Below are 22,989 nucleotides of genomic sequence, written 5' to 3' on the forward strand. Positions count from 1 at the left end.
CCCGGACGATTGAGCTAGGACTGTTCCGGGCCGTCGGGGGCCATGACGGGCGTCCTCTCGTGATCGCTGTTCTTCGCAACTGGACCACCTCGGCCCGCGCGTTCGCGCAGGATGTCGCGGCGCGTCCGGTCCGGCTCCGGCCCCTCGTCGAGGGCCTGCTGGTCGCCGTCCTGCTGGTGCAGGCCGGGCGTCTGGTCTGGCTGTTCGTCGAGCCGCCGCCGGTCGCCTCGGCGGAGGCGCCGGCGGCGAACCGCTCCGCCGACACCTCCATCTTCCAGCGTTTCGACGCCTTCTTCCGCACCGGCGGCCAGTCCAGCATGGCGGAAGCCACCGCCGCGGGCAGCAGCCAGATGCGCCTGTTCGGCGTCCGCGCCGACGGCGCCGGCGGCGGCTCGGCCATCATCGGCCTGGCCGACGGCCGCCAGATCTCCGTCGGGGTCGGCGAGGAGGTCGAGCCCGGCCTGACGCTGCAGTCGGTCGGCGCGGACCATGTCGTCCTGTCGCGTAACGGCGCGCTCAGCCGCCTGATCTTCGCCGAGACCCCGGTCGGCGCCGCCGCGCCGCCGCCGCCGCCCGCCACGCCGCAGGTGGTCGCCCCGCCGGCCCCCGCCGCCGCTCCGGCCGCCGCCGCCGAGGCCGCCGTGGTCGACCCGGCCCGGCTGATGGCCCAGGCCTCGCTGCGCCCCCGCATGCGCGGGCTGGGGATCAACGGCTTCACGGTCTCCGCCGCCGGCGACGGCGCCGCGCTGAAGGCCGCCGGCCTGCAGTCGGGCGACGTCATCCTGGCCGTCAACGGCACCGAACTGAACAGTCTGGACCGTATCGCGGACCTGCGCCGCGACCTCGCCAACAGCCCCACCGCCGAGATCCGCTACGAGCGCGGCGGGCAGGTGCGCACCACCACCATAAGGACCGCCCGGTGAACCGCATGAGCCGAAACGCCGTCTGCGCCGTGCTGGCCGGGCTGATGATCGCCCAGGGCCCGCTGGCCGCCGCGCCCGCCATGGCCCAGCCGGGCGCGCAGGCCGGCGCGCGCCAGACCCTGAACGTGCAGGGCGCCGACATCCGCGCCTTTATCCAGGACGTGGCCCGCATGACGGGCCGCACCTTCATCGTCGATCCGGCCGTCAGCGGCACGGTGACCGTGACCAGCGAGCGCGCCCTGTCGCGGACGGAACTGTTCGAGGTCTTCCTGTCGACCCTGCGCGCCAACGGCCTGGTGGTGACCCAGACCGGTTCGGGCGCCTATCGCATCAGCCCGGCCCAGGGCGCGGCGCAGGGACCGGCCACCGTGGGCGCCGAGCGCTTCACGACCGAGGTCTTCCAGCTGCGCAACATCGACGCCGCCTCGGCCGCCGAGACCATCCGTCCGCTGGTCGGCGCGCAGGGGCAGGTGCTGGCCAACCCGGGCGCCAACAGCGTCGTCGTGGCCGATTTCGCCGACAATCTGGGCCGCATTCGCGCCCTGATCCGCCGCATCGACGTGGACCGCGCCAGCTTCGAGGTCATCACGCTGGAGAACTCCTCCGCGCGCGAGATCGCCGCCGTGCTGCAGTCGGTCCTGGCGCCTCCGGGCGGCCAGCCGGGGCAGGGGATGGTCTCGGTCACCCCGGTCGACAGCTCCAACTCCCTGGTCCTGCGCGGCGATGCCTCCGCCGTCGCCCGGGTGCGCCCGCTGGTCGAGGATCTGGACCGCCGCGCCCAGTCGGCCGACGACATCAAGGTCATCTTCCTGGAGCACGCCAACGCCGAGCAGCTCCTGCCCGTGCTGCAGCAGATCGTCGGCCAGCCGATCACCGCGGCCCAGGCCAACGCCACCCCCGCCGTCGGCGCCGACGGCGCGCCCGCGGCGACGACGGCCGCGCCGGTAGCGCCCGCCGCCCCGGGCCAGCGCGCCACCATCGCCCGCTTCCCCGGCGCCAACGCCCTGGTCATCTCGGCCTCGGCCGACACCCAGCGCATGCTGGCCGAGGTCGTCCGCCAACTCGACCAGCGCCGCCAGCAGGTGCTGATCGAGGCTATCGTGGTCGAGCTGAGCGACACCGCGGTGCGCGAACTGGGGGTCCAGTGGCTGCTCGCCGGGCAGGACGGCAATCCGATCGGCCTGACCAACTACAGCGACAGCGCCACGCCCCTGCTGCCCATCGTGGGCGGCGCGGCGGCCAGCCGGCTGGAGCCCACCGACCCGATGCGCGCGCGGCTTCAGAACCTCGCGCTGAACTCCCTGCTGGGCGCCAACGGTTTCGTGGGCGGGGGCGGGGTCTCCATCGGCGACGGCTTGTTCGGCTTCATCATCAATGCGGCCAAGTCGGACGACGGCTCCAACCTGCTGCAGACCCCGTCGCTGATGACCCTCGACAACGAGGAGGCCACCATCCTGGTCGGTCAGGAAGTGCCGATCACCACGGGCGAGGCGCTGCTGGATGGCAATTCCAACCCCTTCCGCACGACCCAGCGGCAGGACATCGGGGTGAAGCTGGTGGTCCGGCCCCAGATCAACGCGGGCGGCTCCATCACCCTGCACCTGCGGCAGGAGGTGTCCAGCATCAACGGCGTCCTGACCAGCTCGGCGAGCGACCTGGTGCTGAACAAGCGCGAGCTGGAGACCACCCTGGTGGTCGACGACGGCGACATCGCCGTGGCCGGCGGCCTGCTGGACCAGAACGACCGGATGTCGGTCGACAAGGTGCCGGGGCTGGGCGACATCCCGGGCATCGGCGCCCTGTTCCGCTCGACCAGCCGCCAGCGCGGACGCACCAATCTGATGATCTTCCTGCGCCCGACCATCATCCGCTCGCCCGCCGACGCCCAGCGCCTGAGCGCCGACCGCTGGGGCTATATGCGCAACCAGCAACTGCTCAACGATCCGACCCGCGAGCCCAGCCTGGACGAGATGCTGCGCGACTACATGCGCACCCAGCCGCCGGTCGCCCCGGGTCCCGAACTGGTCCCCGGCGAGGTGGTGATCTCGCCCCTGCCGCCCGCGGCTCCGCAGGAGTGACCGGGCGGTGATCACCCTGATCAATCCGACGCTGCCCTACGGCTTCGCCAAGCGGCACGGCGTGATCCTGCTGGACGCCGGCGAGATCGCCGTGATCGGCCTGCGCGAGGGCGCCGACCCCTCGGCCCTGATCGAGACGCGCCGCGTGCTGGGCCGCCCGCTGCGCATCGAGCCGCTGGGCCAGGCCGCCTTCGACCGCCAGCTGTCGGAAGTCTATGCGGGCGATCACCTGAACGCAGCCGACGGCGACGACCTGGACATGCCCGCCGGGCTCGAGGGGCTGATCGACGACATCCCCGCCGCCGCCGACCTGCTGGACACCGCCGACGACGCCCCGGTCATCCGCCTGATCAACGGCGTCATCGCCGAGGCGGTGCGCACCGGCGCCTCGGACATCCACCTGGAGCCGTTCGAGACGGCCCTGATCGTGCGCATGCGCGTGGACGGCGTCCTGCGCGAGGCGCTGACGCTCAGCCCGCGCATCACCCCGCTGCTGGTCTCGCGCATCAAGGTCATGGCCCGGCTCGATATCGCCGAGAAGCGGGTGCCTCAGGACGGGCGCATCCCGCTGGCCCTGGGCGGCAAGACCCTGGATGTCCGCGTCTCGACCCTGCCGTCGCGGGCGGGCGAGCGGGTGGTGCTGCGCATCCTCGACAAGGACCAGGCCGGGCTGACGCTGGATCGCCTCGGCATGTCGCCGGACGCCTTCGACGCCTTCCGCGGCGCGCTGAAGGAGCCCAACGGCATCATCCTGGTCACCGGACCCACCGGTTCGGGCAAGACCACCTCGCTGTACGCCGGCCTCAGCCTGCTGAACGACGCGACGCGCAACATCCTGACGGTCGAGGATCCGGTCGAATACGCCATCGACGGCATCGGCCAGACCCAGGTGAACACCAAGGTCGGCATGACCTTCGCCGCCGGCCTGCGCGCTATCCTGCGCCAGGACCCGGACGTGGTCATGGTCGGTGAAATCCGCGACGTCGAGACGGCGGGCATCGCCGTGCAGGCCGCCCTGACCGGCCACCTCGTCCTCTCGACCGTGCACACCAATGACGCCGTAGGCGCTGTCACCCGTCTGCGCGACATGGGCGTCGAGCCCTTCCTGCTGGCCTCGACCCTGCGCCTGATCGTGGCCCAGCGCCTCGTGCGCCGCCTGTGCGGCGAGTGCCGGGTGGCCGAGCCCGCCGACAAGGCCACCGCGAAACTGGCGGGAATCAGGAAGGGCGAGACCGTCTGGCGTCCGCAAGGCTGCGCCCACTGCCAGAACACCGGCTACGTCGGCCGCGTCGGCCTGTATGAGGTCATCCGCGTCGACGACCGCATCCGCCGCCTGATCGCGGCCGAGACTGGTGAGGACGCCATCGTCGCCGCCGCCTTCGAGACCGGCGGAACGCTGTCGCAGCGCGCGCGCGAGCTGGTGCTGGAAGGCGTCACCTCGGTCGAGGAGGCCGTGCGCGTCACCCGCCAGGAGACCGGCGAGGCGTACGATCCGGCGCCGTCCGAGGCTGCGGCCTGATGGCGGCCTTCGACTATGTGGCGGTGGACGCGGGCGGCCGGACCGTCTCCGGCGCCGTGACGGCGTCCGACGAGACGACGGCCCGCGCCCTGCTGGGCAAGCGCCGCCTGATGCCGCTGGAAGTCCTGCCCGCCCGCACCGGCGCTGCTCGCACGACCACACCCTTGGTCCGGGGCGGCAAGCTGGACGCCCGCACCCTGGCCCTGACCACGCGCCAGCTGGCCACGCTGGTCTCCGTCGCCCCCATCGAGGAGGCGCTGCGCACCATCGCGCTTCAGGCCGACCGGCCGGCCGTCCGCCGGGTGCTGGAAGGCGTCCACGCCGGGGTCATGGAGGGCCGCCGCCTGTCCGACGCCATGAGCCTGCAGGGCCAGGCCTTCCCGCCGCTGTATCGCGCCATGGTCTCGGCGGGCGAGGCCTCGGGCGCGCTGCAGCCCATTCTCGAACGCCTCGCCGACGGGCTGGAGCGCGACCAGCAGGTCCAGGGCAAGGTGATCACCGCGCTCGTCTATCCGGCGGTGCTGGCGGTCGTGGCGCTGGGCGTCATCACCGCCCTGATGGCCTTCGTGGTGCCCAAGGTGGTCGACCAGTTCGACAGCATGCACCAGACCCTGCCGCTGCTGACCCGGCTGGTCATCGGCGTGTCGCACCTGATGCGCGACTGGGGCTGGCTGATCATCCTGCTCCTCGTCGTCGGCGCCGCCCTCGGCGCCGCGGCCCTGCGCAATCCCGCCGTGCGCCTGCGCGCCGACACCCTGATCCTGAAGCTGCCGCTGATCGGCCGTCTGACCCGCGACCTGCACGGCGCGAAGATGGCGCGCACCCTGTCGACCATGATCGCGGCGGGCCTGCCCGTGCTGGAGGGCCTGACCATCACCGCGCGCACGGTCTCGAACCGCCGCCTGCGGCTGGCCACCGAGACCATGGCCGAGGCGGTGCGGGAAGGGGGCGGCCTGTCCGCCGCCATGCGCCGCGCCGACGTCTTCCCGCCGATCCTCGTCTACATGACCGCCTCGGGCGAAAGCAGCGGCCGTCTGGAGCCGATGATGGAGCGCGCCGCCGACTATCTGGAGCGCGAGTTCTCCACCTTCACCGCCGTGATGCTGAGCCTGCTCGAGCCGGCCATCATCGTGGTCATGGGCGGGGTCGTGGCCCTGATCGTCCTGTCGATCCTTCTGCCGATCCTGCAGATCAACACCCTCGCGATGGGTTGAAGATGAGTTGTGAGATGACTGAATCTGAAAAGAAAACCGCTCAACACCGCCTTCGCGCTCAAGCAGCGTCGCGCCGCGCGCGACGCGTTAGCGCCAAAAGGAGAGCGGGCTTCACGCTCGTCGAGCTGATGGTGGTCATCGTGATCATCGGCCTGCTGGCGACCGTGGTCGCGATCAACGTCCTGCCCAGCCAGGACAAGGCCATGGTCGGCAAGGCCAGGGCCGACATCGCGACGCTGGAGCAAGCCATCGAGACCTACCGTCTCGACAACCTGGCCTTCCCGGATTCGCTGCAGGCCCTGGCGACCGCCCCCGCCGGCCTGACCAATCCGGAACGCTACCGCGAGGGCGGCTACGTCCGTCGCCTGCCCAAGGATCCGTGGGGCAATGACTACCAGTTCCGTCGTCCCAGCCAGCATGGCGGCCAGTTCGATGTCTGGTCGTTCGGCGCCGACGGTCGCGAAGGGGGCGAGGGCAATGACGCCGACCTCGGCAACTGGAGAGTCTAGGCGCAGCCGTTCCGGCTTCACGCTCGTCGAGCTCTTGATGGTCGTCGCCATCATCGGCTTGGCCGCCGGGGCTGTCGTTCTGTCTGTGCCCAATCCCAAGCCCGCCGTTGCGGCGGAGGCCGAGCGTTTCGCCGCCCGGCTGGTCCGCGCGCGGGAGGAGGCCATCCTCGGCAACCGCCCCGTGGCCGTCGAGGCGACGGCGCGCGGCTACGCCTTCTCGACCTTCGACGGCGCGGAGTGGACGCCGCTGGCCGACGGCCCGTTCGGACCGGAGACCTGGACCGAAGGCTCGACCGTGTCGCCGTCCGACACCCCCGTGCGGGTGGTGTTCGATCCCTCCGGCGTGGCCGATCCGGCGACCCTGACGCTGGCCCGCGACGGGCGCAGCCGCCGCATCGCCGTGGACGGGGCGGGCGAGGTGCGCATCGATGGCTGAGCGCGACGGCTTCACCCTGATCGAGATGCTGGTGGCGCTGGCGGTGTTCAGCCTGGCCGCCATGGCCCTGCTCAATCTGTCGGGCGAGAGCACCCGCTCGGCCCAGCGGGTCGAGGTGCGGACCCTCGGCGGCATGGTGGCCGAGAATGTCGCCGTCGAGGCCGCCGTTTCGCCGGCGCTCGGCGAAGGGGAGAGCTCCGGCCAGTCCGACCTGGGCGGTCGCCGCTGGGCGTGGAGCCGGGCCGTGACCGCGACTGCCGACCCCGACCTGCTGCGCATCGATGTCCACGTTCGCGACGAGGAAGGCCAGGCCGCCGACCGCACCCTGTTCCGCAGGCGGGCGCCGTGAACCGGTCCGGCTTCACCCTGGTCGAGGTGCTGGTCTCGCTGCTGATCTTCGCCATGCTGGCGGCGGCGGGGGCGGCGGTGCTGGGCGTCACCATCGACAACCGCTTCGCCGTGAAGGCCCAGAGCGACCGTGTCGGCGACCTGCAACGCATGCGCAGCCTGCTGCGCGCCGACCTGGGTCAGGCCACCGCCCGCCGTGCGCGCGGCCCCAGCGGCCGCCCGGCGCCCCAGGCCATGACCGGGCCCATGAGCCCGGCCGATCCCGTCCTGACCCTGACGCGCTCAGGCTGGAGCAATCCCGGCGAACAGGCGCGGCCTTCGTTGCAGCGGGTCGAGTACCGGCTGGTGGACAACCGCCTCGAACGCCGGGTCGCCGGTCAGCTGGACGGCGCCCGGCCGGGACCGCCCCAGGTGCTGTACCGGGGCGTGCGCGACGTGACCGTGGCCTTCCTCCGGGACGGGGAGGCGGCGCCCGCCTTCACCTCGACCCTCGACCGGCCGCTGCCCGACGCGGTGCGCATCACCATGACGCTGGACGGCTATGGACCGGTCGAGCAACTGTTCCTGGTCGGAGGCGGCCGATGAGGCGCCGCGCCGACCGCGAGGGCATGGCCCTGCTGACCGTCCTGCTGTTGGTGGCGGTGATGTCGGTCGTGGCCGTGGCCCTGCTGGACGACGTGCGCTTCTCAGTGCGCCGCGCCACCAACGCCGAGATCGGCGGGCAGGCGCAGTGGCTGGCCTCGGGCGCCGAGCTGCTGGCGCGCAACCGCATCAAGCGGCTGATCCAGATCAATCCGTCCCGCACGCCGCTGCAGCCCGAGTGGAACGGCCGCCGCCTCGACTTCCCGGTCGACAACGGCGCCATCAGCGCCACGGTCACCGACGGACAGGCCTGCTTCAACCTGAACAGCGTGGTGCTGGGCGTGGGCGAGGATCTGGTCGCCCGGCCGCTGGGCGCGACGCAGTTCCGGGCGCTGGGCCGGGCCGTGGGCGTGCCCGACAGCCGCATGCGCGCCATCGCCGACGCCTTGACCGACTGGCTGGACGCCGACAATCAGGCCCTGCCGCTGGGCGCCGAGGACGGGGCCTATGCGGGCCTCGCCAGTCCCTACCGCACCGCCGGGGTCATGCTGGCCGAGGTCAGCGAGCTGCGCGCCGTGAAGGGGGTGGACGCCGACGCCTACCGCCGCCTGCGCCCCTATGTCTGCGCCCTGCCGACCAGCCAGCTCTCGCCGCTCAACGTCAACACCCTGACGCCCGCCCAGGCGCCCCTCATCACCATGCTGACCGCCGGCGTGGTCGGGCCCGAACGCGCCCGCGCCGTGATCGCCCGCCGCCCCCGCGACGGCTGGGGCAGCAGCGAGGCCTTCTGGAGCCAGTCCGAACTGCAGGGCTTCACGCCCGACGACGAGACCCGGGCCCAGGCCACGGTTCTGACCCGCTTCTTCCGCCTGCGGGTGGACGTCGACTACGCCGGCGTCCGCGCCGTCCGCACCGCCCTGCTGGAGGCCCGTCCCGACGGCGCCGTCCGCACCGTCATCCAGCGCTGGACCCCCGAAGAATGAAGCCCACACGCCTGATCCTGATCCCCGCGCTGGCGGGCGATCCCGCGCCCTACCTGATCATCGGGGCGGGCGGCTATGTTCTTGAGCGCGGGCAGCTGGCCATGGACGCGGTCGAGCGGCCCGAGCCGATGCGCACCGTCGCCGTCGCGCCGGGCGCCGATGTGCTGGTCCGCTGGCTTGACCTGCCGCCGGGCAGCGCGGCCCAGCAGCGGACGGCGGCCCTGTGGGCGCTGAAGGACGATCTGGCCGTCGCGCCGGACCGGCTGTCGGTCGCCCTCGGACCGGTCCCGGCGGCGGGCGAGCCGCGGCTGGCCGCCGTGGTCGGCCTGTCCCTGCTGGACGCCTGGACCGACTATCTGGCCGGGCTCGGCGTGCGCGCCGACGTGCTGGTCCCCGATGTCCTCACCCTGACCGAGCCGTCCGACGACAGCCTGACCGCCGTCGCCTTCGGAACCTCGATCGCGCTCCGCGGCCGCCGTTTCGCCGCCTCGGTCCAGCCCGATCTGGTCGATCTGGTCGCGCATGGCCGGTCGGTGGAGCCCGTCGACGATCCCGCCTCGGTCGAGCGGGCGCTGGTGCAGGCCGGGCTCAACCCGCCGATCGACCTGACGCCCGCCCGTGTCCGCGAGAAGGCCGAGAGCCGCCGGGGCTGGAACCGCGCCGCCGCCCTGGCCGCCGCGGTCGTTGTCTCGCCCCTGGTGCTGATGATCGCCGGAGCCGGCCGCGACGAGATGGCCGCCGCCCGCGCCGACGATCAGGCCCGCGCCGAGATCGCCCGCGTCGATCCCGAACTGGCCCGCACGCCGGACCCCGTCGCCGCCCTGCGTGGACGGGTCCGCGCCGCGCCGCCGCCCGGCGGCGTCATGGCCGCCACCGCCGCCCTGTTCACCGCCGTCGAGGGCGTGCCGGACGCCGAGCTGGACATGCTGGTGGTCGATCCCGAGGACGGGATGAAGGCCAGCGTCACCCATCCCGACTATGGCGATGTGAAGCTGATCGACAGCGCCATGCGCGCCTCGGGCCTGACCGTCACCGAGACCGGAACCGAGGACGACGCCGGACGCGTGGTCAGCGACATCACGATCGGAGCCGCCCGATGACCGCTCTTCTCGCCCGCGCCCATGGCTGGTGGGACGGCCGCACGGCGCGCGAACGCCGTCTGCTGGCGGTCATGGCCGTGCTCGTCGCCGCCGTGCTGGTCTGGCTCCTGGTCGTGCGCCCGGTGCAGGCCTGGCAGGCCGGCGCCGCCGACCGCCGCTTCGAGGCCGAGCAGACCCTGGCCGAGGTCCGCAGCGGCCTTCGCATCGTCGCCCCGGAGACAGCGCCCGCCGTCGTCTCGACCGAGGGCCTTGAGCCGCTGGTGCGACGCACCGCCGAGACCGCGGGCCTGACGGTGGTCACCACCATGGCGCGGGGCGGCGGTCTGGGCATCCAGATGTCGCAGGCGCCGGGCCGAGAGACCTTCGCCTGGCTGGCCGCGCTGGAGGCGGACCACGGGATCAAGGTCTGCAGCCTCGGCGTCATGGAGAACGCCGACGCCACCCTGAACATCGATGGGGCGCTGGGGCAGGGGGGCTGCGCGCCCGCCGGCTGAAGCGGCGCGTCAGCGCGCGATGCGGACGACGGCCCCTTCGGCCGGATCGGACGCGCCGTCCGCCAGGGCGCGCACCATGCCCGCCGCCGCGTCCAGACCCTGGTGCTCGACGATGCGGATCCATGGCGAGGCCGGATCGACGACCCGTTCGAAGAAGGTCTTCTGGTCGGCCAGGAAGCGCTCGTAGAAGGCGTGCAGCGTGCCGCGCTCGCGGTGCTGATCCAGACAGGTGGCGGCGAAGAAGAAGACCGGCTTCGGCCCCCTCAGCTCCGGATCGGCGCCGGTGAAGTTGTCGCTCTGGGTCGAGCCGACCAGGCAGTCGTAGGTCAGGCGCTCGCCGAAGTGGGCGTGCACCCGCCGCCGCAGCGCCGGGTCGCCCGCCAGATCCAGATACAGGGTCGGCGCGTCGGTCGGCAGCGCCTCGACATCATCGTAGCCGTGGACGGCGTCATAGGCGCCCAACCCTTCGACGAAGGCCCGATTGCGCGCGCCGGTCAGGGCGATCACCTCGACATCGTCGTCTTTCAAACACCAGGCCGAGCCGTAGGCCGTCTTGCTCGACGCGCTGGACACCACGATCCGTTTGGCGCCGAAGAAGCCATTGTCGCGCAGGAAATCGACCGCCGTATAGGAGGTGATGAACAGGGGCCGGAACAGGGCCTCGCTGTTCTCCAGCGCGGGATCATAGTGGCGGTCCGCCGCGCACAGGACATAGCGGTTGTAGATGTCCGGCACCGCCTTGCGCCACGGCGAGGCGTCGGCGAAGCCGCCGCGGGTGATCTTCTCGGCCTGCACCACCAGGGCATCGGCCATGGGGAAGTAGCCGAACACCCGCGCCCCGACCTCGACCCCTTCGGCCCGCGACTGTGTCACGTCGGCGAAGCCCCAGACCGGCATCATGCCGTAGTCGTCGCGGCCTGTCGGGAAGACCTTCCAGTAGCCGATGGCGTCGCCATAGGCGGCGTAGGTGATGTTGTTGGTGGTCAGCGAGAACCGGTCCGGCGCCAGCACCGCCTCGCCCTCGGCCAGCGGGCCGTGATCCGGGATCGCCGCCTTCAGCGTGTCACCGACGTCGGCCTTGCGGGTCATCAGGCGTTGGTTTGCGTCGGACACGGCGTCTCTCCTGTCTGGCTGTTGCGCCAGCCTATCAGGAACGCCGGTTGACGCAGGAGAAGGATCGGGGCGGCCCGTCAGGCGCGCCGCCCCGTCCGTTCGTCAGGCCGACACGCGCCCGAACAGGTCCGCCAGGGCGGTCAGGCGCGCCTTGCCGGCCCCGGTCGCCTTTTCGGCGGCGGCGCGCAGGGGGGCGACCAACCGGCCGGCGGCCCGCTTGTCGACGGATCCTCCGCGCCAGCCCGTGATCGCCGTGCCGGCGCGGCCGGCCAGGTCGGCCTCGATCCCGTTTCCGCGCGTCAGCTGGTCCAGATAGGACTGGGCCACGTCGGGGGTGTCGCTCCAGGTGATGCGGGTCTGCAGCTGCGGATTGATCTCCGCGGCCGTGATGGCCTCGGCCGCCGCGATCTCGGCCGCCGACAGCGTGTCGCTCGGAACCAGACGCAGGACGTCCAGGCCGCGCGCGATCTCGCTGGAGTAGATGCGGCCGTTCAGCCAGTAGGCCGACCATGAACCGCCGACGTACAGACGCTCGGCGCTGATCGGACCCCGGTCGAAGTGGGCGATCTCGACGGGTTTGGTCGGGTCGGTGAAGTCCATGATCGAGACGCCGCCCTGGTACCAGGCCTGCACCATCAGGTCGCGGCCCGGAACCGGGATGATGTTGCCGTTGTGGGCCACGCAGTTCTCGGTCGCGCCCTGCGCCGAGGGCAGCTTGTGGAAGCTCTTGCCGGTCAGGGTGCGGTTCTCGATCGTGGCGATCATGTTGGCGCCCCAGGTCGCCGGATCCTCGGCCCGGCAGCGCGCACCGATCCCGCCGCCCCACTCGTCGGTGAAGACCACCTTGTCGCCGGCGTTGTTGAAGGTCGCCGAGTGCCAGTAGGCCATGTCCGGATCGAAGATGTCCGACACCCGCGTCGGGTGCTCCGGATCGGCGATGTCCAGCAGGATGCCGTTGCCGCTGCAGGCGCCGCCCGCCAGGCCGATCTCCGGATAGACGGTGATGTCGTGGCACTGGTTGGTCTGGGCGGTGTTCTGGCTGGCGACGCCGGCCCGGCCGCCGCGCCACAGGCCCGCCACGCGGCCCGTCGTTCCGTCGGCGAAGATGCGCGGCCGGTTGACCACGGCGGCGTCCTGCGGATGGCTCAGATCGACCTTGATCACATCGATCGAGAACAGGGCCGTTTCGGGGTTCGCGTCAGGCTCTCCGTCGGTGCACATCGCCAGTTCGCCGGTCTTGCGAACGCTCGAGGTGCCCTGGCCGTAGACGTACAGCACATTGGCGTCGGTCGGGTGCGGCACCAGCGTATGGGTGTGCGAACCGCGGCAGGTCTGGACGGCGGCGATCTGGCGCGGCGCGTTCAGGTCGCTGATGTCGAAGATGCGCACGCCGCGGAAACGCTCGGGGCTGATTTCGTCCGTCGTGGTCGCGGGACCGCAGTCCAGGCGGCCGCGGCCTTCCTCGACCGACATGAACAGCAGGTTGCCGTGCACCGAGACGTCGCCCTGGCCGCCCGGGCAGACCACCGACATCACCAGCCGCGGCTCCGCGCCGGGGGTGGAGATGTCATAGGCGTTGAAGCCGTTGAAGTTGCCGACGAACAGCTTGCCGTTTGAGACGGCCAGGTCCGTGTTGGCCATGCCCAGCACGCTGAAGTTGGGATTGGCGTGGGCCCGGGCCATCAGGGCCTCGCCCTCGGCCCGGCTGGTCGGCGGCGAGAAGCCGATGTCCGGATCGACGAACCCCGGCGGCTTGCCGATCGTGTGCTCCAGAACCATTCCGGACGCTGACTGGCCGGCGTCATTCAGGCCCGGCGTCAGCGCGCTGCGGACATCGGCGGTGATGGTCTGGGTCTGGCCGGGGCCTGAGGCCTGCTGCGCCGACACGGCGGTCGCGCCCAGCAGGACGGCCAGGGCGGCGGCGGAGGTAAGCAAGGTGCTGCGAACGTTCATGGCCGGTCTTTCCAAGAGGGAAGGGATTGGGTTTCGAGGTTCAGAGATCGGAGAGCAGGGACTGCATGCGCAGGATTTCGGTCGACTGGTCCGCGACGACCGAGGTGGTGAAGTCCGACAGCATCGTGTCCTGGGCGGCGTTCGGGTGCTCGAGCAGCTCGGCGACCATGTCCAGCGCGCCCTGGTGGTGCTGGATCATGCCGGTCAGGAACAGGCGGTCGAAATCGGCGCCCTGCGCCGCCGCGAGCCGCTGCATCTGTGCGGGCGAAAGCATGCCGGTCATCAGCGGCGTCTCGGACGCGGGCATGGCGTGACCCATGTGGGCGGAGTGATCCATGCCGCCGTGTCCGGCGTGCATGTCCGGCATGTCGGTCGATTGTCCCCGCTCGGTCAGCCAGTCGCGCATCAGGGCCATCTCGGCCTCCTGCGACAGGGCGATGCGGCGGCCCAGCAGCTTCACGCGCGGGTTCGCGCCGCGCGTCTCCAGCAGGCCGACCATTTCCACCGCCTGGGCGTGGTGGACGATCATGTGCTGCATGAAGCCGACGTCGTTTTCGGTGAAGCTGGTGCGGGCCAGCTCCAGCGCCTCGCCGGCGGTGATCACCCGGGACGGCGCGCCGGGCGCGCCGGGCTGGAAGATGGGCACGGTCTGCGGCGCGCAGGACAGGGCGACGGCGATCAGTCCGGCAACAAGCAACACGCCTACGTCTCCCCCGGTCGCCCCTCCGACCGAAGGCCAGACTAGGGTCCGGGATCGAACCGACGCAAGCGGCAAAGGCCGGTCTTCCGTGACAAAGCGTCCATCATCGGATGATCCGGCGCCGGATCGAGTGACGGGGTGGGTTCCAGTCGGAGGCGGAAGAGGCCGCCGCTGCGGCCTTTCGTCCGGGCGCTGGGACGCCGGTGCGCCATTCTGGGACGGGTGGGCGTGGCGCGGTCCCGGCCATTCGAACTAACAGTCATTTTTGGGGATGCTCCAGGTTGAGCGCTCCATTAACTCCAGGGTCGGCCGCGTCTCGGCCCCCATGGAGGCGTATCGCGAGGAGGGGGCGCAAGCCCGAGGGGACAATGATTGCCGAATGCGTTTGCCCCCCGGTCGCCGACGACCCGGAGACGATCAACGAAAAGACCGCGCCGGAGCGTTATCTGTCCGCCTGGGCGGAAAGCCATTCCGCGCCCCTGGCCCTCGTCTCGCTCGACCAGAAGCTGATCTGGGCGAACAGTCTCGCCGCGGCGGTCTTCGCGGCCGGCGAGCCCTTTGTCGTCCGGGACGGCGTCCTGACCGCCGCCGACAAGGTGCAGGCCGCGGCCCTGCGCGGCTTCTTCGAAAGGCTGGGCGAAACCAGCGAGGCCTGGATCATCAAGTCCGGGTCCGGGGCGCCGACGATCGTGCGCGCCCATGTCCTTCGCGCCGAGGACGGCGCCCGGGCCATCGCGATCAACCTGTTCTCGACCGAGCCGGCCCAGCGCTATGTCTGGACCAATTTCGGCGAGGCCTTCCGGCTCACCCGCGCCGAGGTCGAGGTCGCCAAACGCATCCTCGAGGGGTCGGCGGCCGATGAGGCGGCCGAGGGGCTGGGGGTCTCGGTCGAGACCGTACGGACCCATATCCGCAGCCTGTACGGCAAGCTGTCGATCAACAGCCGCGAACGCCTCTTCGCCCTGATCTCGCCCTTCCGCATCGGCTGACGGATCAGGCGGCGCGGCCGCAAGGGCTACGGCGCAAGACTTGGCGGCCCGCTGTGCAGCGCAATCGCCACGGTGCCGCTCTAGTCACGGACGGGGCGGGCGTGACCGGTTTGTTTCTAATCGTTTGCGCCAACGTCTTGCTTTGGAGCTTCGGCAATATCGAGGGCAACGAGGTCGCCGCTATCGGTGGTGAGGACAATGGTTCCGCTATCGTCACTATCGGGTTCGTAACTCAGCAGCGCCTTGCCCGGCTCTACTGCTCGACGTCGAGCCCAGTCGATCTCGGCACGGGCGATGGCGTGAGCATCATCCTTCGCGTGAGCAATAACCCCCCTCAGGAGGCGACCCTCCGCAGTTTGATAATCGGCCTGTCCCCCTTGTCGTCGCGCCTCCAGTACTTTTCGCTCGAATATGGCGACGAAGACGAAGTCGCCCATTCGGAGCATCCACGGCAGGATGAGGTGGGTCGCTGACTCCATCTCTTCGCGCCAATCAAGCTCACCTACGGCTCGGATCGTGCAGGGTTCAGGTCCAAGCCAGCTTGCGAACTGAGTTAGCGAGGCGAGCCGCTTGAACACATCATCGAGCGAGATCAGGAGTTCTGCTGGCCGCCGTTCGGGTGGAGCGATCGCGCACAAGGCCCGTACGGCGGTCGCCAACTCCCGCCATGTTTCAAGTTCCTTCCGTTTCTCGAAATCCAGACGATCAACCGTCACCCTGCGTCCCTCAGACCAGACGGAGACATCCACCTCCTCGTCTGTGGAGAGCCAGCTGCGCGCCTCGGCTGACCGCCTCAAGTCTTCAAGCGTGAGGGGCTCATCCATGGCTTGCTTCCAGGTGACGGTGGTTGTTCCGGCAGACCTGATGAGAACTTGCATGGGACCTGCGGCTGCACGCACGCGGCCATGTTTAGGATTCTCTCCGGCCAGATAGTCCGAATAGATTCGACCTGGCCACGAGAGCTCCTCGCCGGATCGCCGGTGTTCCAAGGACACCACGCATTTGGGTCGCTCGTGAACCAGAGAAAGGAGTCCGGCGCCTTTGAATACCGGTGGCGCGGCGAAGCCAAAGCGCTTGTCGACAAACCTCAAATTCTCGATGGCGATGCTGTCCTTCAAGCCCAGCAAGAGGTCTTTGAAATCTGGCATGCCCAAGTTTGCGCCAAGCTCAAAAGTGGCTTCTCCCCCGCCAGCCTCGTAACCGACGCCCTCCGAGATTTTTCGCTTCTGCTCGCCGTATCGAGCGCCAATCTCGTCGATCGCCGCGATCACGGCCTCGGCGGTCAGCTCGTCCTTTCGATCCGACTTCTCAAACTTGATCGGCATCCTGAGCCGATTGAGTTGCTGGTGCCTCAGGCCCGCCTGGCGCGCGGCGGAAAGCGCTTGTGCGATCAAAGGGGTCCAGAAATGGCGAAGGTAAATGGCGTCGGGCTTGGCGCCGCGCGCCGGATAGCTCACCAGCGCGACGAAACAGGGGAGCGTGTCCTTTGCAAACTTAACCCCATTGGAAAGTTTGACCGCGGTACGCGGCTGACCGCTTCGGGTGGATTTCACCTGGATCAAACAGCGACGAATGGCCGGCTGTTGATCAGGAGATCCGTCAACCTTCCGCGCTGGAAACTCCACCATGAGATCCCAGCCGTGTTGATCGTCTTCTACCCGGTGACACGTTCCGCCAAGTTCGAAGCAGAGGTCCTCAATCACGCGTTCCGCGAGCTTGTCGAGCCGCGCGTCGGGGCGCTTACTGCTTTCTGGAAGCATGACTAGGGGTTGCTCACATTCAACGACATCAGCGCGCACTTGGATGGTGATGTGATTTATCAACCAAGGGCGCTGGCGGACAGGGTGGGATTCGAACCCACGGTAGGCTCACACCTACGGCGGTTTTCAAGACCGCTGCCTTAAACCACTCGGCCACCTGTCCGTGTCCCGCGAGCGGAGACGCCGCATACCCTCAAATCTCCCGTTAACCAAAGCGGAAATGTCTGCGGGGCATGAAGGCCGTCTCAAGGATCGGGGCGATGACGGCAAGATTTCTCAAGGGCGCATGTATCGTCGCGCTGCTGCCGCTGATGGCGGCCTGCGCCACGGCGGCGCGGCCCGGCGGCGGGCGCATTCCCGTGGTCGCCGATCCGGCGCCGATCGTGTCCGGGACCATGCGGCCCTATCAGGTCCGCGGCCGCTGGTACCGCCCGGCCGAGCAGCCGAACTATGACGAGACCGGCATGGCCTCCTGGTACGGCGACCAGTTCAACGGCCGTCCGACCGCGACCGGCGAGCGCTTCGACATGTACGCCCTGAGCGCCGCCCACAAGACCCTGCCGCTGCCCGGCCTGGTCGAGGTCACCAACCTGGCCAACGGGCGCAGCGTCGTGGTGCGGGTCAACGACCGGGGGCCCTTCGTCGACGGCCGCATCATCGACCTGTCGCGCGGCGCCGCCGACGCCCTGGGCATGCTGCAGCGGGGCGTGGGCGAGGTGCGGGTGCGCTACCTGGGCCCCGCGCCGCGCCTCGGCTCGGCCCAGCCGATGCAGTACGCCGCCGCGGTCGCCCCGGCCCCCGCGCCGCCGCGGCCCCAGCTCGCCGCCGAGACCGGCCGCTACTGGATCCAGGCCGGGTCCTTCGAGGACCGCCGCGCGGCTCGCCGGGCCGCCGACCGTCTGGGCGACCGCGCCACCGTCGATGTGGCGGGGCAGGGCGATTCGGCCCTGTACCGCGTCCTCGTCGGCCCCTGGCCCGATCCGAACGCCGCCGAGCACGCCCGTCAGGCCGTGGTCGCGCGCGGCTACGCCGACGCCCTGTTGATATCGGCCCAGTAAAGCTTGCGCCCCAAGCCGGCGCCGCCATTGTGCGCCGGTGACCTACGGCAGATTCATTACATTCGAAGGCGGCGAAGGCGCCGGCAAGTCGACGCAGGTCGGCCGGCTGCTCGAGCGGCTGCGCGCGCTCGACATCGACGTCATGAAGACCCGTGAGCCGGGCGGCTCGGAAGGCGCCGAGGAGATCCGCAACATCGCCCTGAACGGCGACGCGGGCCGCTGGTCGCCCCTGACCGAGACGATGCTGATGTTCGCCGCCCGCTGCGACCATCTGGAGAAGACCATCCGCCCTGCGCTCGACGCGGGACGCTGGGTCGTCTGCGACCGCTTCGCCGATTCCAGCCGCGCCTATCAGGGCGCCGGCGGCGGCGCGCCCGCCGAATTCATCGAGACCCTGGACGCCGCCATCGTCGGCGCGACCCAGCCGGACCTGACCCTGATCTTCGACCTGCCGGTCGAGGTCGGGCTGGAGCGGGCCTTCGGCCGCGGCCTGTTCGAGACCCGGTTCGAATCCAAGGGGCTTGAGTTCCACGAGCGGCTGCGCCGGCGCTTCCTCGAGATCGCCGAGGAGAAAGCCGACCGCTGCGTGATCATCGACGCCGTCGGCGACGAGGAGACGGTCGCCGCCCGGGTCTGGGCCGCCGTCGAGGGCCGGCTGCTGTGAGCGAGCATCCGCGGGACCGTTTCGACCTGATCCCGGACGCCGCCGCCGAGGCCGCCTTCATCGACGCCCAGGCGCGGGGCCGCCTGCACCACGCCTGGCTGCTGTGCGGGGTCGAGGGCTCGGGCAAGGCCACCTTCGCCTACCGCGCGGCCCGCCGCCTGCTGGGCGCCGCGCCCGACCCGTCGCGCGGGCCTCTGGGCGCCGACCCCTACGACCCGGTGTCGCGCCAGATCGCGGCCCAGTCCCATCCCGACCTGCTGGTGCTGGAGCGCGCCGTCGAGGGCGGCAAGACCAAGAAGTCCATCTCGGTCGACCAGGCCCGCGACCTGCCGGAGTTCTTCTCCAAGAGCCCGTCCCAGGCCCACTACCGCGTCGCCATCATCGACGCCGCCGACGACCTGAACCTGAACGCCGCCAACGCCTTGCTGAAGGTTCTTGAGGAACCGCCCGAGCGGGGCGTGCTGTTCCTCGTCACCCATGCGCCCGGCCGCCTGCTGGCCACCATCCGCTCGCGCTGCCGCCGGCTGGCCTTCCCGGTCTGGCCCCAGCATGCGCTGGAGGAATTGGTCCGCGACCGCACCGGCGTGCCGTCCGCCGAGGCCGCGCGCATCGCCGCCATGGCCGGCGGCTCGCCCGGTCAGGCCCTGGCCCTGGCCTCCGGCGCGACGCTGGAGGCCGACCAGATCGCCCAGGCCTGGGTCGCCGCCGACCAGATCGACCGCGCCGAGGCCCTGTCCCTGGCGGACAAGTTTCGGGGTACGGAGGGGCAGGAGCGGTTCGAGACGCTGATGGACCGCCTGATCGCCGCCGTGAAGGTCCGCGCGCTGGAGGAGGGGGCGTCCGGCGCCAAATGGGCCGAGCTGTGGACCCGCCTGTCCGAACTGCCGGACCGCACCGCCGCCATCAACCTGGATCGCGGCGACGTCCTGGCCGGGGCCCTGGCCGACCTGCAACGCACCAAGGCCGCGCGCGGATGATCATCGACAGCCACGTCAACCTGCACGCCCCCCAGTTCGACGAGGACCGCGACGCGGTCATCGCCCGCGCCCGCGAGGCCGGGGTCGGGCTGATGGTCGAGATTTCGGACAAGCTGTCGACCTTCGAGGCCACCCATGGGCTGGCCATGGCCCACGACGACATCTGGTGCACCGTCGGCGCCCACCCGCACGAGGCCAAGGATCACGCCGATCTGACCGCCGCCCAGCTGGCCGAGCTGGCCGGCCGTCCGCGCGTGATCGGCATCGGCGAGTGCGGGCTGGACTTCCACTATGACCTCAGCCCGCGCGACGTGCAGGCCGCCGTCTTCCGCCAGCATATCGAGGCGTCGCGCCTGACCGGCCTGCCGCTGGTGGTCCACACCCGCGAGGCCGACGACGTCATGGCCGCCATCCTTGAGGAGGAACAGGCCAGGGCGCCGTTCAAATTCCTCATGCACTGCTACACTAGTGGCCCAGAACTGGCGGAAAAAGCGGCGAAACTCGGGGCGTGGTTCTCGGTTTCCGGCATCGCCACCTTCCGGGCGGCGCAGGACGTGCGCGACATCATCGCCGTCATGCCCGCCGACCGGATCATCGTCGAGACCGACTGCCCTTACCTGGCTCCCATCCCGCATCGGGGCCGCCGCAACGAGCCGGCCTATGTCGGCCATGTGCTGGACAAGCTGGCCGAGATCCGGGGCTGGTCCCGCGCCGAGGCCGAGGCGCGCACCACGGACGCCTTCTTCGCCCTGTTCGACCGCATTCCGAGACCCCAGGGGGCATGATGGACGCGCTGGAGGTCGTCATCCTGGGCAGCGGCTCCTCCGGGGGCGTGCCGCGCGGCGACGGCGACTGGGGCGCCTGCGACCCGGCCGAGCCCCGGAACCGCCGCACCCGCTGCTCGGCCCTGATCCGCCGCCACGGCTCGGAGGGGATCACCAGCGTCCTGATCGACACCTCGCCTGACCTGCGCGCCCAGATGCTGGCGGCCCAGGTGAAGTCCGTCGACGCCGTCCTCTACACCCACGACCACGCCGACCAGACCCACGGCATCGACGACCTGCGCGTCTTCGCCATGCGCGCCCGGCGGCGCATCCCGGCCTTCATGGACGCCGCCACGCGCGCGGCGCTGGAGGGGCGGTTTCATTATATCTTTGAAAGTGTCGAGGGTTATCCGGCGATCCTCGACCCGCATGACATCCCCCCGCACGGCGCGCCCTGGGCCGTGCCGGGGCCGGGCGGCGAGGTTCCGGTCGTCACCTTCGACCAGGCCCATGGCCCGATCCGCTCGGTCGGCTATCGCTGCGGGCCCGTCGCCTATTCCAGCGACGTGTCGGATCTGGATGAGGCGGCGATCGAGGCGGTGGCCGGCTGCGACCTCTGGATCATCGACGCCCTGCGCTGGACCGCCCATCCCACCCACGCCCATGTCGACAAGACGCTGGACTGGATCGCCCGGTCCGGCGTCAAGCGCGCGGTGCTGACGAACCTGCATATCGATCTGGATTACAATGTCTTGTCGGCTGTTGTTCCGCCAAACGTCGAAGTCGCCTACGACGGCTGGAGCACCCGCCTGTCCCTTTGATCTGGAGTCCGAGACGATGAAACGGCTTCTTCCGGCCCTCTGCGGCGCCTTGGCGCTGGCCCTGTCGTCTCCGGCCCTGGCCCAGACGTTCACCCCCGCCGAGGGCGACTTCACCGCCGCCGGTTTCGCCGTCGCCGGCCAGACCCTGCCGGAGCTGAAGATCCACTACCGCACGCTGGGCCAGCCCCAGCGCGGCGCGGACGGCAAGATCGCCAACGCCGTCCTGCTGCTGCACGGCACCGGCGGCACGGGCGCCCAGTTCCTGTCGCCCCCGTTCGCGACGGAGCTGTTCGGCCCCGGCCAGCCGCTCGACGTGACCCGCTACTACGTCATCATGCCCGACAACCTGGGCCACGGCGCCTCGTCCAAGCCGTCCGACGGCCTGCGCGCCCGCTTCCCCGAGTACGGCTACGCCGACATGGTCGAGGCCCAGCGTCGCCTGCTGGTCGACGGCCTCGGCGTCGATCACCTGCGGCTGATCCTCGGCACCTCGATGGGCTGTATGCACGCCTTCATCTGGGGCGAGACGCATCCCGGCTTCGCCGACGCCCTGATGCCGCTGGCCTGCCAGCCGACGGCCATCGTCGGCCGCAACCGCCTGTGGCGCGCCATGCTGCAGGACGCCATCCGCGCCGATCCCGCCTGGCGGGGCGGCGACTACCAGAGCCAGCCCGAGCAGGGGCTGCGGACGGCCGTCGACCTGCTGATCCTGGCGGGCGGCGCGCCCGTTCCGCTGCAGGATCAGCTCCCGACCCGGGCCGCCGCCGACGCATGGCTGCAGGGCCAGATCGCCCGCCGCCTCGCGCCGCTGGACGCCAACGACCTCTGGTACCAGGTCAACGCCTCATGGGACTACGATCCGTCCGCCAACCTGGAGGCCATCACCGTCCCGGTGACCTGGATCAACTCGGCCGACGACTTCATCAACCCGCCGGAGCTGGGCCTGTCCGAGCGGTTCGCGCCGCGTCTGCGCCGCGGCGTCTACCGCCTGATCCCCAACAGCCCCGAGGGCAAGGGTCACGGGACGCACACCTGGGCGCGCTTCTGGAAGCAGGACCTGATCGACCTCCTGGCCCGCTCGGAACGCCGCTAGGCGTGCGCGTGGGCGTGCGCGTGCTCATGAGAGTCCGCATGCCCGTCGTCGGCCGCGGCCTGGGCCTCGGGCTCTGACGCCGGCGGCGCCTCGTCCAGGAAGTCGACCCGGCCGGTGGCCATGTCCTTCACGGCGGCCACCACCATGATCTGGCCGGTACGGACAGCCTCGGCCAGGGCGGTGTCGGCGGTCAGCAGCCGGGCCACCACGCGGCGGGCGTTCTCCTCGACCGCCCGCCGCGCCTGGTCGGGCCCGCCGATCTTCCGGGCCGACAGCACCGCCGGCAGGATCGGCACGATCATCTCCTCCAGCGACGGATCCAGCTCGGCGCGGCCGTCGACCACCGCCTCGGCGGCGGCCACGGCGCCGCAGCCGGTATGGCCCATCACCACCACCAGCGGGCAGTGCAGGTGCTTCACCGCATAGACGATGGACGCCAGCCCGCGCCGGTCCACGGTGTTCCCGGCCACCCGGATGATGAACAGCCGGCCCAGGCCCTGGTTGAACAGGATGGTCGGCGGCGTCCGGCTGTCGGCGCAGCCCACGATGGTGGCGATCGGATGCTGGCCGCCCTGCAGCGCGTCCAGGTCCTGGGCGGTCACGTGGCCCAGCCGGGTGTCGCCGCTCAGGAAGGCGGCGTTGCCGGCCTTCAGCAGGTCCAGCGCCTCGGCGGGCGTCGGCGGGAGTTCAGGTTCGGGCTCGGGATGCGGCGCGTGGACTTCCTCCGCGACGGCGGCGTGGGCCTCGATCGCCGGCGTTTCGTCCGCGGGGGTCTCGACGACGGACTCCGCCGCGGGCGAAATCCGCGCAGGCGTCTTCTTGCGACCGAACCACAGAAAGCCCATCGCCCGTCCCCCGAAATCGCGACCACCCCGTTAACCTTTCTGGAGAACGCGGGTCTCTGCCGTCAA

The 22,989-nt window shown here is 70.7% G+C and carries 23 protein-coding genes and 1 tRNA gene; 18 read left to right on the plus strand and 6 right to left on the minus strand.

Annotated features, from left to right (window positions below; all coding sequences use genetic code 11):
- Window positions 1–59 precede the first annotated feature (59 nt).
- The 11 genes from AC3WRV_RS09090 to AC3WRV_RS09140 are packed head-to-tail and all read left to right on the plus strand — an operon-like array spanning window position 60 to window position 10,186.
- On the plus strand, window positions 60–923 hold the full coding sequence (locus AC3WRV_RS09090) for a type II secretion system protein N (RefSeq protein WP_492312994.1): 864 nt from the start codon (window positions 60–62) through the stop codon (window positions 921–923).
- 5 nt (window positions 924–928) lie between these two features.
- The gene (gspD, locus tag AC3WRV_RS09095) at window positions 929–3,001 is read left to right on the plus strand and encodes a type II secretion system secretin GspD (RefSeq protein ID WP_492312995.1); all 2,073 of its coding nucleotides are present in this window, start codon (window positions 929–931) and stop codon (window positions 2,999–3,001) included.
- 7 nt (window positions 3,002–3,008) lie between these two features.
- Window positions 3,009–4,520, plus strand: coding sequence for a type II secretion system ATPase GspE (gene gspE / locus AC3WRV_RS09100; protein WP_492312996.1), 1,512 nt, complete (start codon window positions 3,009–3,011; stop codon window positions 4,518–4,520).
- Window positions 4,520–5,734 (plus strand): type II secretion system inner membrane protein GspF, encoded by a 1,215-nt coding sequence (gene gspF / locus AC3WRV_RS09105; RefSeq protein ID WP_492312997.1) that lies wholly within the window; start codon window positions 4,520–4,522, stop codon window positions 5,732–5,734. Before gspE ends, gspF begins: the two co-directional genes overlap by 1 nt.
- 14 nt (window positions 5,735–5,748) lie before the next feature.
- On the plus strand, window positions 5,749–6,243 hold the full coding sequence (gene gspG / locus AC3WRV_RS09110) for a type II secretion system major pseudopilin GspG (protein WP_492312998.1): 495 nt from the start codon (window positions 5,749–5,751) through the stop codon (window positions 6,241–6,243).
- The gene (locus AC3WRV_RS09115; protein WP_291833816.1) at window positions 6,212–6,679 is read left to right on the plus strand and encodes a GspH/FimT family pseudopilin; all 468 of its coding nucleotides are present in this window, start codon (window positions 6,212–6,214) and stop codon (window positions 6,677–6,679) included. The genes gspG and AC3WRV_RS09115 overlap by 32 nt, the downstream gene beginning before the upstream one ends.
- Window positions 6,672–7,028, plus strand: coding sequence for a type II secretion system minor pseudopilin GspI (gene gspI / locus AC3WRV_RS09120; protein WP_492312999.1), 357 nt, complete (start codon window positions 6,672–6,674; stop codon window positions 7,026–7,028). The genes AC3WRV_RS09115 and gspI overlap by 8 nt, the downstream gene beginning before the upstream one ends.
- Window positions 7,025–7,612, plus strand: coding sequence for a type II secretion system minor pseudopilin GspJ (gspJ, locus tag AC3WRV_RS09125; RefSeq protein WP_291833810.1), 588 nt, complete (start codon window positions 7,025–7,027; stop codon window positions 7,610–7,612). The genes gspI and gspJ overlap by 4 nt, the downstream gene beginning before the upstream one ends.
- The gene (gspK, locus tag AC3WRV_RS09130) at window positions 7,609–8,592 is read left to right on the plus strand and encodes a type II secretion system minor pseudopilin GspK (RefSeq protein ID WP_291833807.1); all 984 of its coding nucleotides are present in this window, start codon (window positions 7,609–7,611) and stop codon (window positions 8,590–8,592) included. Before gspJ ends, gspK begins: the two co-directional genes overlap by 4 nt.
- Window positions 8,589–9,692, plus strand: coding sequence for a type II secretion system protein GspL (gspL, locus tag AC3WRV_RS09135; RefSeq protein WP_492313000.1), 1,104 nt, complete (start codon window positions 8,589–8,591; stop codon window positions 9,690–9,692). The genes gspK and gspL overlap by 4 nt, the downstream gene beginning before the upstream one ends.
- Window positions 9,689–10,186: a type II secretion system protein M gene (locus AC3WRV_RS09140; protein ID WP_492313001.1), complete on the plus strand. Its 498-nt coding sequence runs from the start codon at window positions 9,689–9,691 to the stop codon at window positions 10,184–10,186. Before gspL ends, AC3WRV_RS09140 begins: the two co-directional genes overlap by 4 nt.
- A 9-nt stretch (window positions 10,187–10,195) precedes the next feature.
- On the opposite strand, the gene AC3WRV_RS09145 is transcribed toward AC3WRV_RS09140, so the two are convergent.
- The 3 genes from AC3WRV_RS09145 to AC3WRV_RS09155 form a co-directional block, all read right to left on the minus strand.
- The gene (locus AC3WRV_RS09145) at window positions 10,196–11,299 is read right to left on the minus strand and encodes a DUF2855 family protein (RefSeq protein WP_492313002.1); all 1,104 of its coding nucleotides are present in this window, start codon (window positions 11,297–11,299) and stop codon (window positions 10,196–10,198) included.
- Window positions 11,300–11,401: 102 nt separating this feature from the next.
- Complete coding sequence (locus tag AC3WRV_RS09150) at window positions 11,402–13,252, minus strand: LVIVD repeat-containing protein (RefSeq protein WP_492313003.1); 1,851 nt, start codon at window positions 13,250–13,252, stop codon at window positions 11,402–11,404.
- A gap of 40 nt (window positions 13,253–13,292) precedes the next feature.
- Window positions 13,293–13,952, minus strand: coding sequence for a DUF305 domain-containing protein (locus AC3WRV_RS09155; protein WP_492313004.1), 660 nt, complete (start codon window positions 13,950–13,952; stop codon window positions 13,293–13,295).
- Between the two features lie 368 nt (window positions 13,953–14,320).
- Between AC3WRV_RS09155 and AC3WRV_RS09160 the strand changes: the two genes are divergently transcribed.
- Window positions 14,321–14,941, plus strand: a complete 621-nt coding sequence (locus tag AC3WRV_RS09160) for a helix-turn-helix transcriptional regulator (protein WP_492313005.1) — start codon at window positions 14,321–14,323, stop codon at window positions 14,939–14,941.
- Between the two features lie 116 nt (window positions 14,942–15,057).
- Here AC3WRV_RS09160 and AC3WRV_RS09165 read toward each other — a convergent pair whose 3' ends face one another.
- On the minus strand, window positions 15,058–16,701 hold the full coding sequence (locus AC3WRV_RS09165; protein WP_492313006.1) for a hypothetical protein: 1,644 nt from the start codon (window positions 16,699–16,701) through the stop codon (window positions 15,058–15,060).
- A 73-nt stretch (window positions 16,702–16,774) separates the two neighbouring features.
- A tRNA-Ser gene (locus AC3WRV_RS09170) sits at window positions 16,775–16,864 on the minus strand.
- Window positions 16,865–16,961: 97 nt separating this feature from the next.
- On the opposite strand from AC3WRV_RS09170, the gene AC3WRV_RS09175 reads away from it, so the two are divergent.
- From AC3WRV_RS09175 to AC3WRV_RS09200, 6 genes are read left to right on the plus strand one after another with little or no spacing between them, the layout of a single operon-like run.
- Window positions 16,962–17,759 (plus strand): septal ring lytic transglycosylase RlpA family protein, encoded by a 798-nt coding sequence (locus AC3WRV_RS09175; protein ID WP_492313007.1) that lies wholly within the window; start codon window positions 16,962–16,964, stop codon window positions 17,757–17,759.
- A gap of 37 nt (window positions 17,760–17,796) precedes the next feature.
- Window positions 17,797–18,423 (plus strand): dTMP kinase, encoded by a 627-nt coding sequence (gene tmk, locus AC3WRV_RS09180; RefSeq protein WP_492313008.1) that lies wholly within the window; start codon window positions 17,797–17,799, stop codon window positions 18,421–18,423.
- Window positions 18,420–19,400, plus strand: coding sequence for a DNA polymerase III subunit delta' (locus tag AC3WRV_RS09185; RefSeq protein ID WP_492313009.1), 981 nt, complete (start codon window positions 18,420–18,422; stop codon window positions 19,398–19,400). Before tmk ends, AC3WRV_RS09185 begins: the two co-directional genes overlap by 4 nt.
- Window positions 19,397–20,185: a TatD family hydrolase gene (locus AC3WRV_RS09190; protein WP_492313010.1), complete on the plus strand. Its 789-nt coding sequence runs from the start codon at window positions 19,397–19,399 to the stop codon at window positions 20,183–20,185. The genes AC3WRV_RS09185 and AC3WRV_RS09190 overlap by 4 nt, the downstream gene beginning before the upstream one ends.
- Window positions 20,182–20,985, plus strand: coding sequence for an MBL fold metallo-hydrolase (locus AC3WRV_RS09195; protein WP_492313011.1), 804 nt, complete (start codon window positions 20,182–20,184; stop codon window positions 20,983–20,985). Before AC3WRV_RS09190 ends, AC3WRV_RS09195 begins: the two co-directional genes overlap by 4 nt.
- 16 nt (window positions 20,986–21,001) lie before the next feature.
- The gene (locus AC3WRV_RS09200; protein WP_492313012.1) at window positions 21,002–22,078 is read left to right on the plus strand and encodes an alpha/beta fold hydrolase; all 1,077 of its coding nucleotides are present in this window, start codon (window positions 21,002–21,004) and stop codon (window positions 22,076–22,078) included.
- Here the strand turns inward: AC3WRV_RS09200 and AC3WRV_RS09205 are convergent.
- Window positions 22,075–22,923 carry a carbonic anhydrase gene (locus AC3WRV_RS09205; protein ID WP_492313013.1) on the minus strand — a complete coding sequence of 283 codons (849 nt, stop codon included), beginning with the start codon at window positions 22,921–22,923 and terminating at the stop codon, window positions 22,075–22,077. The two genes, AC3WRV_RS09200 and AC3WRV_RS09205, sit on opposite strands and share 4 nt — an antisense overlap.
- Window positions 22,924–22,989: the final 66 nt, after the last annotated feature.

This window comes from Brevundimonas sp. EU05-FHT14B11, assembly GCF_058790835.1.

Bases quoted from the DNA above. Each gene is read 5' to 3' on its own strand.
- gspG (WP_492312998.1), top strand. From the start codon at position 5,749: ATGACTGAATCTGAAAAGAAAACCGCTCAACACCGCCTTCGCGCTCAA.
- AC3WRV_RS09150 (WP_492313003.1), bottom strand. From the start codon at position 13,252: ATGAACGTTCGCAGCACCTTGCTTACCTCCGCCGCCGCCCTGGCCGTC.
- AC3WRV_RS09195 (WP_492313011.1), top strand. From the start codon at position 20,182: ATGATGGACGCGCTGGAGGTCGTCATCCTGGGCAGCGGCTCCTCCGGG.
- AC3WRV_RS09175 (WP_492313007.1), top strand. From the start codon at position 16,962: ATGACGGCAAGATTTCTCAAGGGCGCATGTATCGTCGCGCTGCTGCCG.
- gspI (WP_492312999.1), top strand. From the start codon at position 6,672: ATGGCTGAGCGCGACGGCTTCACCCTGATCGAGATGCTGGTGGCGCTG.
- AC3WRV_RS09200 (WP_492313012.1), top strand. From the start codon at position 21,002: ATGAAACGGCTTCTTCCGGCCCTCTGCGGCGCCTTGGCGCTGGCCCTG.
- AC3WRV_RS09190 (WP_492313010.1), top strand. From the start codon at position 19,397: ATGATCATCGACAGCCACGTCAACCTGCACGCCCCCCAGTTCGACGAG.
- gspK (WP_291833807.1), top strand. From the start codon at position 7,609: ATGAGGCGCCGCGCCGACCGCGAGGGCATGGCCCTGCTGACCGTCCTG.
- AC3WRV_RS09115 (WP_291833816.1), top strand. From the start codon at position 6,212: ATGACGCCGACCTCGGCAACTGGAGAGTCTAGGCGCAGCCGTTCCGGC.
- AC3WRV_RS09160 (WP_492313005.1), top strand. From the start codon at position 14,321: ATGATTGCCGAATGCGTTTGCCCCCCGGTCGCCGACGACCCGGAGACG.
- gspD (WP_492312995.1), top strand. From the start codon at position 929: ATGAGCCGAAACGCCGTCTGCGCCGTGCTGGCCGGGCTGATGATCGCC.
- AC3WRV_RS09165 (WP_492313006.1), bottom strand. From the start codon at position 16,701: ATGCTTCCAGAAAGCAGTAAGCGCCCCGACGCGCGGCTCGACAAGCTC.
- AC3WRV_RS09205 (WP_492313013.1), bottom strand. From the start codon at position 22,923: ATGGGCTTTCTGTGGTTCGGTCGCAAGAAGACGCCTGCGCGGATTTCG.
- gspF (WP_492312997.1), top strand. From the start codon at position 4,520: ATGGCGGCCTTCGACTATGTGGCGGTGGACGCGGGCGGCCGGACCGTC.
- gspL (WP_492313000.1), top strand. From the start codon at position 8,589: ATGAAGCCCACACGCCTGATCCTGATCCCCGCGCTGGCGGGCGATCCC.
- AC3WRV_RS09140 (WP_492313001.1), top strand. From the start codon at position 9,689: ATGACCGCTCTTCTCGCCCGCGCCCATGGCTGGTGGGACGGCCGCACG.